Annotated in this window: 11 protein-coding genes; 7 read left to right on the top strand and 4 right to left on the bottom strand. The window is 63.5% G+C overall.

Annotation, left to right across the window (positions count from 1 at the left end):
• Positions 1-6 precede the first annotated feature (6 nt).
• The 4 genes from Q8X48_RS21975 to Q8X48_RS21960 form a co-directional block, all read right to left on the bottom strand.
• Complete coding sequence (locus tag Q8X48_RS21975) at positions 7-1,344, bottom strand: DUF1329 domain-containing protein (RefSeq protein WP_407801498.1); 1,338 nt, start codon at positions 1,342-1,344, stop codon at positions 7-9.
• Between the two features lie 11 nt (positions 1,345-1,355).
• Positions 1,356-3,182 (bottom strand): DUF1302 domain-containing protein, encoded by a 1,827-nt coding sequence (locus Q8X48_RS21970; RefSeq protein ID WP_407801497.1) that lies wholly within the window; start codon positions 3,180-3,182, stop codon positions 1,356-1,358.
• 374 nt (positions 3,183-3,556) lie between these two features.
• On the bottom strand, positions 3,557-4,963 hold the full coding sequence (locus Q8X48_RS21965; protein ID WP_407801496.1) for an FAD/NAD(P)-binding protein: 1,407 nt from the start codon (positions 4,961-4,963) through the stop codon (positions 3,557-3,559).
• A 14-nt stretch (positions 4,964-4,977) separates the two neighbouring features.
• Positions 4,978-5,541, bottom strand: coding sequence for a helix-turn-helix domain-containing protein (locus Q8X48_RS21960; RefSeq protein ID WP_015094515.1), 564 nt, complete (start codon positions 5,539-5,541; stop codon positions 4,978-4,980).
• Between the two features lie 84 nt (positions 5,542-5,625).
• On the opposite strand from Q8X48_RS21960, the gene Q8X48_RS21955 reads away from it, so the two are divergent.
• From Q8X48_RS21955 to Q8X48_RS21925, 7 genes are all read left to right on the top strand, one after another.
• Positions 5,626-6,561, top strand: a complete 936-nt coding sequence (locus tag Q8X48_RS21955; protein ID WP_407801495.1) for a DMT family transporter — start codon at positions 5,626-5,628, stop codon at positions 6,559-6,561.
• A gap of 266 nt (positions 6,562-6,827) precedes the next feature.
• The gene (locus Q8X48_RS21950) at positions 6,828-9,746 is read left to right on the top strand and encodes a monovalent cation/H+ antiporter subunit A (protein WP_407801494.1); all 2,919 of its coding nucleotides are present in this window, start codon (positions 6,828-6,830) and stop codon (positions 9,744-9,746) included.
• A complete protein-coding gene (locus Q8X48_RS21945) occupies positions 9,746-10,090 on the top strand; it encodes a Na+/H+ antiporter subunit C (RefSeq protein ID WP_007973781.1) in 345 nt (114 codons plus the stop codon). Before Q8X48_RS21950 ends, Q8X48_RS21945 begins: the two co-directional genes overlap by 1 nt.
• Positions 10,087-11,772, top strand: coding sequence for a monovalent cation/H+ antiporter subunit D (locus Q8X48_RS21940; protein ID WP_407801493.1), 1,686 nt, complete (start codon positions 10,087-10,089; stop codon positions 11,770-11,772). The genes Q8X48_RS21945 and Q8X48_RS21940 overlap by 4 nt, the downstream gene beginning before the upstream one ends.
• Complete coding sequence (locus tag Q8X48_RS21935; protein ID WP_407801492.1) at positions 11,769-12,257, top strand: Na+/H+ antiporter subunit E; 489 nt, start codon at positions 11,769-11,771, stop codon at positions 12,255-12,257. The genes Q8X48_RS21940 and Q8X48_RS21935 overlap by 4 nt, the downstream gene beginning before the upstream one ends.
• Positions 12,254-12,532, top strand: coding sequence for a K+/H+ antiporter subunit F (locus Q8X48_RS21930; RefSeq protein ID WP_015094510.1), 279 nt, complete (start codon positions 12,254-12,256; stop codon positions 12,530-12,532). The genes Q8X48_RS21935 and Q8X48_RS21930 overlap by 4 nt, the downstream gene beginning before the upstream one ends.
• Positions 12,529-12,891 carry a Na+/H+ antiporter subunit G gene (locus Q8X48_RS21925; protein ID WP_218483711.1) on the top strand — a complete coding sequence of 121 codons (363 nt, stop codon included), beginning with the start codon at positions 12,529-12,531 and terminating at the stop codon, positions 12,889-12,891. Before Q8X48_RS21930 ends, Q8X48_RS21925 begins: the two co-directional genes overlap by 4 nt.
• Positions 12,892-12,999: the final 108 nt, after the last annotated feature.

Below are 12,999 nucleotides of genomic sequence, written 5' to 3'. Positions count from 1 at the left end.
TACGAATTACTTGGCCCAGCGCCGCAGGTCCGACGGGGTGTAGTCGTCGGTCTTGGCGGCGAAGCCCACGCGCATCGGTTCGGTCTCTTCGTTGGCCAGGCCGCCGGCGTAGTAGCGTCCGGAGATCAGGTCGTACGAGGTTTCCAGCACGTTGTAGGTGAAGCCGTGGTCGTACTGCTGGATCGCATGCAGTTCACCGCTGCGCCACAGTTCACCGCGGCTGTCGTACTGGTCCGACTGGGCGATCTGCCAGCTGTCCTCGTCCACATAAAAGCGGCGCTTGGCGTAGATGTGCCGGGCACCCGGCTTGAGGGTCGCTTCCACCACCCACACCCGATGCTTCTCGTAGCGGGCCAGGTCCTGGTTGACGTGATTGGGCTTGATCACGGCGTCGTACTTGAGGTCGCGACTGCCGATCCTGTAGCTGTTGTAAGGAATGAACAGCTCTTGCTTGCCCACCAGTTTCCAGTCGAAACGGTCCGGCGCACCGTTGTAGCCGTCGACGTTGTCGGCGGTGATCAGGCCATTGCTGTAACGGGCGCTGTTGTCGTAGGCGATCATCGGCGCACGACGTACGCGACGCTGGCCCGGCAGGTATTGCCAGGCCGAACGCGGCTCGGCGACCTGGTCGATCGGCTCATGCACCAGCACCGCTTCGCCGGACAGACGCGCCGGTTCCAGAACCCGGCTCTTGAACATGAACAGCACGTTGGAGCCCGCCTCCAGGCCACTGACGGTGTCGGCGAAGTTGATCAGCGACTGGTTGCGCACGTAGCTGGTGGCGCCGTTTTCACGCACCAGTGCGGCGCTGCTGATGCGCTCGTAGCTGCCGCCGCGATAACGGGTCATGTGGTTCCACATCACCTCCAGGCCTTCGGTGGGCAACGGGAACGGAATGCCCCTGGCGTAGTCATGCAGACCGTTGCCGCCATCGGCCATGCTGGTCTTGGCCACGTTGTCGCGGCTTGCCGCCAGCACATCCCTGGGCAGGTTGGCGCTGCGATGGGTCGGGTAGATGTTCATCTTGTAGGTGTCGGGAAAGCGCTTGAACAAGGCGATTTGCCCGGGGCTGAGATACTTCTCGTACTGCGCCACATTCTTTGCTGTGACAGTGAACAAGGGCTTCTCGGCCGCATAAGGGTCGCTGTAGCCGCCCTTGCTGTCGACGGTGCCGGCGTTGCTCGCCAGGCCACCGGTCCAGGCCGGAATGCTGCCGTCGGCATTGGCTGCCATTTCCGAGCCCATGGGGGTCAGGGTCTTGCCCAGGGCTGCCGAATCGGTGCCCTTGGCCTGTGCCAGGCCGACGGTGCAGGCCAGGGCCAGCACGCACAATTGCATACGCATAACGGTTCTCCTCAGAAGTCTGCCTTGAAGCTGACGGATGCGAAATCGCGGTCGTCGAGGGTGCTGTAGTCGTTGGAACCGAAGAAGGCGTTGTAGGCCAGTTCCACGCTGTAATCGTTCATGTAGACGCCGGTCAGGCTCACGCCAAGCGCTTGCTGGCCTTCCTGGAACGGTCCTTGCGGATCGTAGGAATAACCCTCGACGTCATGCCGCCAGTTGACGGCCGGAATCAGGTTGATGCCCGGCAACACATCGCTGTATTCGAGGCTGGCGCGCAGGCGATAACCCCACGACCACTCGGTGGCAAAGCCTTTGTCGGTGCAGTACTGGTTGGTGACGCCGGAAGCCACGGTGTTGCACGGCGTGCCGTTGCGCGGCGCACTGCGGCCGAACGCGGCGCTACGGCCAAGGCGCTCGTCGCCCAGATCGTCGATATGCACGACACCGGCTTCACCGAACAGGCTCAGGCGTGTGGCGCCCAGCACGTTGTCGATGGCCTGGGTGGCCGAGCCGGTCATCTGCCAGACACCCTTGCGCTCCCAGGCATCGAACTGGCTGCCATTGGTGGTGCTGAAACCGGGCGGCAATTGCACCCAGGAGCTGCCCCCCGGCCCGGAAATCACAGCGACGTTGACGTCAGGTGCGTTGATCGCCAGTGGCATGTTCGGCCGATAGCTCAGCTCACCGGCCAGGGAAATCCCGGTAACCGGTTCGACGCCGTTGAGGCTGATGCCGTACAGGTGAATGTTTTCCGGGAAGGCCGCCGCATAACTCGGCGCCTGGGTGCCACCGGGGAAGGTGCCGGGCAAGGAAGTGTTCCTGGCGTCGAGGGTGAAATACGGCAAACGCGAGTGATAGTTGATGTAGTAAATCGCCGCTTCAGCATCGTTCAGCGCCGGGATCATCTGGCGCAGGGCGAAGCCGAACTGGCCGTAATCGGACGGCGACTCATTGCCCCGAGAGGTGGCGTACAACCCCGCGGCCTGCATCTGTTCATCGGTCTGCACCTGGCTCAGGTACAACGGCCCGCACCCCGGCTGAATCACGTCGCTGCTGGCGAAGAACGTGCCGCAACCGTCGAGGACACTGGGCCGCCAGTTGTACTGATAGAAGCCTTCGAGGTTGGTGGTGTCGGTCAGGCCGAAGCTGAAGGAAACCATCTCCACCGGCAACTGGCCTTCCTTGATTTCCACGCCGGGACGGTTGAACGCCGAGATGTCCAGCGGGTTGATCACGTTGATGCCGTTCTGGATCAACAGCGCCTCGCCCCAGGACAACACCTGGTTACCGACCTTCACGTTCAGCGGATGGTCGGCCACCTGGAAGTCTTTCCAGACGTAGGCGTCGAGGACCTGGAAGCCCTTGAACTTCGACAAGTCGTCCCAGCCCGAATCGTCGAAATCCTTGAAGCGGCCATTGCCGGTTTCATAGGCGTGGTCGTACCAGTATTTGAAACGCAGGAACGCACCCTGGCCCTGGCCATCGAGACTGAAATCGGTGAGGCCCTTGAACAGCTGCGAGATGGGATCCCCCTTCTCGAAGTTCAGCCGGTTGTCATCGGCGCTGACGCTGCTGCCATTGGCATTCACGCCCTGGGCCTGCAAGGCATTGGCGCGGGTCATCAGGCTTTTGTCGGGGTTTTGCGTCGACCAACTGCTGCCCAGGCTCAGGCTGGTCCTGGTCGACAGGCTCCAGTCTTCGTTGAGGTCAAAAGTGGTGGCGCAGGCCGGCCCCGTGAGTACGGCAACAATCGCCAACGCAAGCGGTTGCGGGCGGGTATGGCCAAGCCGGTGAAGTCGTTGGCGGACTCCGGCTGTGGCCGAGCTTTTTTTTATCATTATTGGGCTCCGGTCAGGTTTGCTCAGCCCGGACACGTTGCCCAACTATCGAGCGCGACACGCAAGCGATGGCCGACAAAAAATATTCATCGGGGAGATCTGCGGTGCGGGTGGTATTTTTTGAAGGTGTACAGGTAACGGCGACTATTGGTCCCGCCCGTACGGCGGTTCACTCTGAAAAAAGGAACGCCGCCCGGCCTGTAGGAGCGAGCCTGCTCGCGATGGAGGTCAACGATAATGCGGGGAGCCTGATACCCCGCGGTGCTCTCGGTTTTTTCGTCGGAACGCCGCCCGGAGCAAGCTCGCTCCTACAGAGGATCGGCGTACACAAACGCTCTTCACCACTCATCAGGCCGAACGTTAGCTCGCCTGCCTTAGCGCACCAGTCGCTCGGCCAGCGCCTTGGCCTGGCTCGCCACATCAGTGACGGCCGTGCTTTCCCACCACATGCCACGCAACGGCGGGCCCATGGCAAACAGACGGCTGGCGGGCAGCCCCTGCGCGTTCAGCACCGCGCCATCGACCTCTGCCGCGATGCCCAGGGCCAACGGCCCCGGCCGCACCAGGCCACGGGCGAGCAGTTGCCGGGGCAGCGGTCGCGCGACCCGGCGCCAGTCGTATTCAATACCGCTGGAGTTGATCAGGGCAGCACCGCTGACCACACAGGCCTGCGCCTCGCCGCGTCGTCGAAGGCGGATGCTCACCCCGCCATTGATCGAAGGCTCAAGGCCCTGGTATGACGCTGCGTGAATACGCAGCCGTCCTTCTTTATACAAGCGCGCTACCAGTTCGGCACTCAAGGGTGGCGAGCGGTGGTGATGGCTTTCCCACCAGGGCCGCACATGCCGCACGAACTGCTGACGCTGCACATCCGTTGCCTGATGCCACAAGCGGCCAATGTGTGCCCGAACCGTGTCCAGTGGCGCCTGCCAGTCGATGCCCTGGGCGATGGCGTCCCGGCATTGACGACGCAATTCGCGCAACAACTGGCGAGGTGTGCGGATGTCCTGATCCTCGGCGAGAAAATCCACCCAGGCCGGAGGCTGGCGGCGCACATGGGGCAACAGTCCATGGCGGGAAAACACTTCGATCGGCCCGCGATGTCCGGCCTGTTCGAGGGACACCACGGCGTCGACCATGGTCAGGCCCGAGCCGATGATCATGACCGTCGATTGCGGATCGAGCTGCTGCATGGCTGCCACGTCCCACGGATCGAGGGCGGCCGCATTCAATCCGCTGGATTGGGTTTGTGGCGTGCGCGCAGCGGGGAACATCCCGGTGGCCAGCACCGCAAAAGCGCCCTGCAAGCATCGGCCGTCGCTCAAGGTCAAACGCACCGCGTCTGCACCGGCTTGCAAATCGACCACCTCGGCCTGCACATGCTCGACCGTCGAACCGATCAAGGCACCCACCGCCTGGGCTTCTGCGAGGCGCTGCCGAGCGTACAGGCCGAAGATTCCCCGAGGGGGAAACAGCTCGCTGATTGGCACGTGTTGCTGATCCGATTCCGGCCAGCCACCGCCGGCAATGTAGTCGGTGAGCCATTGGGTCAGGTCGTCGGGGTTGTCCGGGTCGACACTCATCCGCGCCGCGTTGCCGTTGAGCGTATGGCCCAACTCCACCGCGCTGTAGGCTTCGCCCCGCCCCAACTCGGTCCGTGGTTCGATCACCAACACCCGACGCCGGCCCGGCAATCGCATCAACTGCGCCGCCAGCATCGCACCACTGAGGCCGCCACCGACAATCAGGACATCGGCGTCATTGTTCAAGGTCTGGCCCATCCCGCTCTCCCTGTTCAGATCACCACATTACGCACAAACCGCGCCGCTACCGTGCCGTCATTGCGATAACAGTGCGGTTGGTTGCTGGCGAACATGAAGAATTCACCCGCCGCAATATTCTGTGGCCGGTCGCCGAGCATAACGGTCAGGCAACCTTCGAAGACATAAATCTGCTCGCTCCAACCATCGGCGTCCGGCTCCGAGGGATACACCTCGCCCGGTTGCAGGCACCACTCCCACTGCTCGACTTCGCGGCTGGCGCTGGCCTTGGACAGCAACACCGCCTTACTGCCGGGAATCGTGCCGGTCCAGGCCAGCTCATTGATACGGCTGGGATCGCGGGCATCGGGAGCCTGGATCAGATCACTGAAGGCAACGTCGAGGGCCTCGGCCACGCGGTCGAGGGTGGTCAGGCTGACATTCTTTTCCCCCGCCTCGATTGCCACCAGCATTCGGCGGCTGACACCGGACTTTTCGGCCAGCGCGGTCTGGCTCAGGTCGGCGGCATGACGCAAACGACGAACATTTTGGCTGACGTGCTGGAGGACCGAAGCCCGTTGGGTAGAATCTTTGTGCACTATATTGCTCACTGAGTGGGGTTGGGCAGTATACTGCGCAACATTCGGCGCATTGTGCGTCCCCCTCCAGTAGCGTGCAAGGTCATGACGTCGGTGAATTCCCCAAAGGCTTCCTCCCGTTTCACAAGGTTCAGCAAGGCCGAATGCGTGCTGGTGCTGATCACGATGGTCTGGGGCGGAACCTTTCTGCTGGTTCAGCATGCGATGACCGTCAGCGGCCCGATGTTTTTCGTCGGCCTGCGCTTTGCCGCCGCCGCGAGTATCGTCGCCCTGTTCTCCTGGCGTCACCTGCGCGACCTGACCCTGTTCGAACTCAAGGCCGGGTCGTTCATCGGCGTGGCGATCATGCTCGGCTACGGCTTGCAGACAGTCGGATTGCAGAGCATACCCAGCAGCCAGTCGGCATTCATTACCGCGCTGTATGTGCCGTTCGTGCCATTGCTGCAATGGCTGGTGCTGGGGCGGCGTCCGGGGTTGATGCCGAGCATCGGCATCATGCTGGCCTTTACCGGGCTGATGCTGCTGTCCGGGCCGGCCGGTGCGTCGTTCAACTTCAGCCCCGGTGAAATCGCCACCTTGATCAGCGCCGTGGCCATTGCGGCCGAGATCATCCTGATCAGCACCTATGCCGGCCAGGTCGATGTGCGCCGGGTAACGGTGGTGCAACTGGCGGTCACTTCGGTGTTGTCGTTTCTGATGGTGGTGCCGACCAACGAGGCGATTGCGGACTTCTCCTGGCTGCTGCTGTGCAGCGCACTGGGCCTTGGGGCGGCGAGTGCGGCGATTCAGGTGGCGATGAACTGGGCACAGAAAAGCGTGTCACCGACCCGCGCCACGCTGATCTATGCCGGCGAGCCGGTATGGGCCGGGATTGTCGGGCGCATCGCCGGGGAACGCCTGCCGGCGATTGCCCTGGTCGGGGCCGGGTTGATTGTGGCGGCGGTGATTGTCAGCGAATTGAAGACCAAGGGTAAGGCAGCTGCGGTCGAAGAAGAACTGGAGCGGGAAACACAGGGTTAAGCCGTAGCCTCTGCTTTGTTTGTTGAATCGCCTTCGCGGGCAAGCCCGCTCCCACAGGTTCAGAGGCGTTCACATAACTTGTGTACGACGCGGACACTGTGGGAGCGGGCTTGCCCGCGAAGGGGCCGGTCCAGACACCCCCTCTCTGAAACAATGTTAAACAGGGTTTTTCCGTCTACCGTGTAGGATTCTGCGACAGCTTGGCGTTTGGCGATCCGGGAGCTGGCACGTATGATGCTTCACAAACTTCCGCAGATTAGAAGCCTATGTCCCTGATAGTTCTACTGCTTCTGCCTTTCATAGGCAGCTGTTTGGCGGCCGTGTTGCCGCACAATGCCCGTAACGCCGAATCCCTGCTGGCTGGCCTGATCGCCCTGATCGGCAGCGTTCAGGTCGCATTCCTGTACCCGCAGATCGCCCATGGCGGCGTCATTCGCGAAGAGTTTTCCTGGCTGCCCAGCCTGGGCCTGAACTTCGTCCTGCGCATGGACGGTTTCGCCTGGCTGTTCTCCCTGCTGGTGCTGGGCATCGGCACCCTGGTGTCGCTGTACGCCCGCTACTACATGTCGCCGAACGATCCGGTGCCGCGCTTCTTCGCGTTTTTCCTGGCCTTCATGGGCGCCATGCTGGGGCTGGTGATCTCCGGCAACCTGATCCAGATCGTGTTTTTCTGGGAGCTGACCAGCCTCTTCTCGTTCCTTCTGATCGGCTACTGGCACCATCGCGCCGATGCCCGGCGCGGTGCCTACATGGCGCTGATGGTCACCGGTGCGGGCGGTTTGTGCCTGCTGGCGGGGGTCATGCTGCTCGGCCATGTGGTCGGCAGCTATGACCTGGACAAGGTCCTGGCCGCCGGCGACCTGATTCGTGCCCATGACCTCTACCCCGTCCTGTTGCCCCTGATACTGATCGGCGCCCTGAGCAAAAGTGCGCAATTCCCCTTCCACTTCTGGCTGCCCCACGCCATGGCCGCGCCGACGCCCGTATCGGCGTACCTGCACTCGGCGACCATGGTCAAGGCCGGGGTGTTTCTGCTTGCGCGGCTATGGCCGTCGCTTTCGGGCAGTGAAGAATGGTTCTACATCGTCAGCGGCGCCGGTGCCTGCACCCTGTTGCTCGGGGCGTATTGCGCGATGTTCCAGAACGACCTCAAGGGATTGCTGGCCTACTCGACCATCAGCCACCTCGGCCTGATCACCCTGCTGCTCGGCCTGAACAGCCCGCTGGCCGCCGTCGCCGCGGTGTTCCACATCCTCAACCACGCGACGTTCAAGGCCTCGCTGTTCATGGCCGCGGGCATCATCGACCACGAAAGCGGCACCCGCGATATCCGCAAACTCAGCGGCCTGTACAAACTGATGCCGTTCACTGCCACCCTGGCCATGGTCGCCAGCGCCTCGATGGCCGGCGTGCCGTTGCTCAACGGCTTCCTCTCCAAAGAGATGTTCTTCGCCGAAACCGTGTTCATCAATTCCACGCGCTGGGTCGAGCTGAGCCTGCCGATCGTGGCAACGATCGCCGGTACCTTCAGCGTGGCTTACTCCCTGCGTTTCACCGTGGATGTGTTCTTCGGTCCGCCCGCGACCGACTTGCCTCACACCCCCCACGAGCCACCACGCTGGATGCGCGCGCCGGTCGAGCTGCTGGTGTTCACTTGCCTGCTGGTGGGGATCTTCCCGGCGCAGGTGGTCGGCCCGCTGCTCGCCGCGGCGGCGCAACCGGTGGTCGGCGGCGCCCTGCCCGAATACAGCCTGGCGATCTGGCACGGCCTGAACGCGCCGATGATCATGAGCCTGATCGCCTTGTCCTGCGGCACCGTGCTCTATCTGCTGCTGCGCAATCAATTCAAGCGCGGACGCTTCAACCGTCCGCCCGTCTTGGGTCGCCTGGACGGCAAGCACCTGTTCGAATGGGCACTGGTCGCAAGCATGCGCCTGGCCCGCCGCCTGGAGCCGCGGATTGGCACCCGGCGCCTGCAGATGCAGTTGTTCCTGGTGGTGCTCGCCGCCGTGCTGGCTGGCTTGATTCCCATGCTGCACAGCAGCCTGCACTGGGGCGACCGGCCGAAGATCCCCGGGTCGATCGTCTTCGTCACCCTGTGGTTGCTGGCCATCGCCTGTGCCCTTGGCGCGGCGTATCAGGCCAAGTATCACCGTCTGGCGGCCCTGACCATGGTCAGCGTCTGCGGCCTGATGACCTGCGTCACCTTCGTCTGGTTCTCGGCGCCGGACCTGGCCCTGACCCAACTGGCGGTCGAAGTGGTGACCACGGTGCTGATCCTGCTGGGCCTGCGCTGGCTGCCACGACGGATCGAAGAAGTCTCGCCGTTGCCGGGCAGCCTGCGCCGGGCGCGGGTGCGGCGGATCCGCGACTTGCTGCTGTCGACCGTGGTCGGTGTCGGCATGGCGCTGCTGTCCTACGCCATGCTGACGCGCCAGACCCCCAACGACATTTCCTCCTTCTACCTGAGTCGCGCCTTGCCCGAAGGCGGCGGCAGCAACGTGGTCAACGTGATGCTGGTGGACTTCCGCGGTTTCGACACCCTCGGTGAAATCACCGTACTGGTGGCCGTGGCCCTGACCGTCTACGCCCTGCTGCGCCGCTTCCGTCCGCCGAAAGAAAGCCTGCAGCTGCCGGCCCAGCAACGCTTGCTCGCACCGGATGTGGTCACCGACCTGGTCAACCCGCGTCACGCCAGCGACACCGCGCTCGGCTTCATGATGGTGCCGGCGGTGCTGGTGCGCCTGCTGTTGCCGGTGGCGCTGGTGGTGTCGTTCTACCTGTTCATGCGCGGGCACAATCAGCCGGGCGGCGGCTTTGTCGCCGGGCTGGTGATGTCGGTGGCGTTCATCCTGCAATACATGGTTGCCGGCACGCAGTGGGTCGAGGCGCAAATGAGCCTGCGACCGCTGCGCTGGATGGGCACGGGCCTGATGATTGCCACGGCCACCGGCCTGGGTGCGATGCTGGTCGGCTATCCGTTCCTGACCACCCATACCTGGCATTTTTCGTTGCCGCTGCTGGGTGACATTCACCTGGCCAGCGCACTGTTCTTCGACGTCGGCGTGTACGGCGTGGTGGTCGGCTCGACCCTGTTGATCCTCACCGCCCTCGCCCACCAATCGGTGCGTGGTCACAAAACCGCCGCCCAGCCTAAATCCGTTGCCGCCAAGGGAGCCGTCTGATGGAAGAAGTCATCGCAATCGCCATCGGCGTACTGGCCGCGTCCGGCGTCTGGCTGATCCTGCGCCCACGGACGTTCCAGGTGGTCATGGGCCTGTGCCTGCTGTCCTACGGCGTCAACCTGTTCATTTTCAGCATGGGCAGCCTGTTCATCGGCAAGGAGCCGATCATCAAGGACGGCGTACCGCAGGATCTGTTGCACTACACCGACCCGTTGCCGCAAGCGTTGGTGCTAACGGCGATCGTCATCAGTTTCGCCATGACCGCGCTGTTCCTGGTGGTGCTGCTGGCGTCCCGGGGCCTGACCGGCACTGACCATGTGGATGGCCGGGAGCCCAGGGAATGATGGCGATGACCCACCTGATCGTCGCGCCCATCCTGCTGCCGTTGCTGACGGCCGCGATCATGCTGATGCTCGGCGAGAAGCACCGGCCGCTCAAGGCCAGGATCAATCTGTTCTCCAGCCTGCTCGGGCTGGGCATTGCCGTGGCGTTGTTGCAATGGACGCAAACCACCGGCGTGCCAGGCTCCATCGGCGTGTACCTGCCGAGCAACTGGCAAGTGCCGTTCGGCCTGGTGCTGGTGGTCGATCGTCTTTCGGCGCTGATGCTGGTGCTGACCGGCATCATCGGCGTCAGTGCCCTGCTGTTCGCCATGGCTCGCTGGGACAGCGCCGGTTCGAGTTTCCACGCGCTGTTCCAGATCCAGTTGATGGGGCTTTACGGCGCATTCCTCACCGCAGACCTGTTCAACCTGTTCGTGTTCTTCGAGGTGTTGCTGGCCGCGTCCTACGGGTTGATGCTCCACGGCTCGGGCCGGGCGCGGGTGTCGTCGGGGCTGCATTACATCTCGATCAACCTGCTGGCCTCGTCGCTGTTCCTGATTGGCGCGGCGCTGATCTATGGTGTGACCGGCACGCTGAACATGGCCGATCTGGCGGTAAAAATCCCGCTGGTAACCGAAGCTGATCGGGGCTTGCTGCACGCTGGCGCGGGGATCCTGGCCGTCGCTTTTCTGGCCAAGGCCGGCATGTGGCCGCTGAACTTCTGGCTGGTGCCGGCCTATTCCTCGGCCAGCGCACCGGTGGCGGCGATGTTCGCGATCATGACCAAGGTCGGCGTCTACACCTTGCTGCGCCTGTGGACGCTGCTGTTTTCCGCCCAGGCCGGGGCATCGGCGTTCTTTGGCGGGGAGTGGCTGATCTACGGCGGCATGGCGACCATCGTCTGCGCCGCCCTTGCGATCCTCGCCGCGCAACGCCTGGAGCGCATGGCCAGCCTGAGCATTCTGGTGTCGGCAGGCATCCTGCTGTCGACCATCGGTTTCGCCCAGCCGAACCTGGTGGGCGCAGCGCTGTTCTATCTGTTCAGCTCGACCCTGGCGTTGAGCGCGCTGTTCCTGCTGGCCGAACTGATCGAGCGTTCGCGCTCGGCCAACGAGATACAGCTCGAAGATGAAGCCGAACTGCTGCCCCGCCCTCTGGAATCCCTGCATCCCCCCAAAGGCACCAACCTCGACGACGATCAGAAAGCCGTGGTCGGCCAGGTGATCCCGTGGACCATGGCGTTTCTCGGCCTGAGCTTCATCGCCTGCGCCTTGCTGATCATCGGCATGCCGCCGCTCTCCGGGTTTATCGGCAAACTCGGATTGATCGGCGCCCTGCTCAATCCGCTGGGCCTGGGCAACAGCGGCGACACACCGATTTCCAACGCTGCGTGGGGCCTGCTGGTGCTGTTGATTGTGTCGGGGCTGGCGTCGCTGGTCGCCTTCTCGCGCCTGGGCATCCAGCGCTTCTGGACGCCGGCGGAACGACCATCGCCCCTGCTGCGACGCCTGGAATGCGTGCCGATCTTCGCGCTGCTGGGCTTGAGCATTGCACTGACCTTCAAGGCCGGTCCGCTGCTGCGCTACACCCAGGCCGCCGCCGATGCCTTGTACAACCCGCAGCAATACGTGATGGCGGTACTCGACACCCGCGTCGTACCGAACCCCACGGCCAAGGCGGTCCCGCAGGAGGTGCAACCATGAGGCGTCTGTTTCCCGCACCCTTGCTGTCGCTGGCCTTGTGCCTGCTGTGGCTCTTGCTGAACCTGTCGACCAGCCCCGGCAACCTGCTGCTGGGTGCGGCGCTGGGGTTCTGCGCGCCGCTGATGATGCGCAGGTTGCGTCCGCTACCGGTGCGCATCCGTCGTCCCGGGGTGATCCTGCGCCTGGTCCTGCTGGTCGGGCGTGACGTGCTGGTGTCCAACCTCGCCGTGGCCTGGAGTGTGCTCAATGCCGGTCGCCGTCCGCCACGCTCGCAATTCATCAAGGTGCCACTGGACTTACGTGACGCCAACGGCCTGGCCGCGCTGTCGATGATCACCACGGTGGTGCCCGGTACGGTCTGGTCGGAGCTGGCTCTGGACCGCAGCATTCTGCTGTTGCACGTCTTCGACCTGGACGACGAGGCGCTGTTCATCCAGCACTTCAAGGCAACCTACGAGCGTCCGTTGATGGAGATCTTCGAATGAGCCCCTTGCTGGCGAACGCGATCCTGCTGAGCCTGTTCCTGTTTTCCCTGACGATGGTCCTGACCCTGATCCGCCTGTTCAAAGGGCCGTCGGCCCAAGACCGGGTCCTGGCGCTGGACTACCTGTACATCGTCGCGATGCTGATGATGCTGACGCTGGGTATCCGTTATGCCAGTGACACCTACTTCGAGGCGGCGCTGCTGATCGCCCTGTTCGGGTTCGTCGGCTCCTTCGCCCTGGCGAAATTCCTGCTGCGTGGTGAGGTGATCGAATGAATACGCCCTTGTCGTTGTGGGTGGAAATCCCGGTGGCGATCCTGCTGGTGCTCGGCAGCCTGTTTGCCTTGATCGGCGCCACGGGCCTGCTGCGCATGCAGGATTACTTCCAGCGCATGCACCCACCGGCCCTGGCCTCGACGCTCGGGGCCTGGTGCGTGGCGCTGGCTTCGATCATCTATTTTTCGGCGCTCAAGTCCGCGCCGGTCTTACACGCCTGGCTGATTCCGATCCTGCTGGCGATTACCGTGCCCGTGACCACCTTGCTGCTGGCCCGGGCGGCGCTGTTCCGCAAACGCATGGCCGGGGATGATGTGCCGGCGGAGGTGAGTAGTCGGCGGACCGAGAGCGGCAGCTAGACCAAGGATTTGCATCGACTGGACCGGCCTCTTCGCGAGCAAGCCCGCTCCCACAAGGGTGGGTGTCTAACTCAAAAGGTGTGTACGGCACCAGACACTGTGGGAGCG

This window comes from Pseudomonas sp. QLc11A, from assembly GCF_052112305.1.
Classification (GTDB): Bacteria; Pseudomonadota; Gammaproteobacteria; order Pseudomonadales; family Pseudomonadaceae; genus Aquipseudomonas; species Aquipseudomonas laurylsulfatiphila.
The sequence above is the reverse complement of the archived record's forward strand: the minus strand, read 5'-3'. Positions and strand labels throughout refer to the sequence as shown.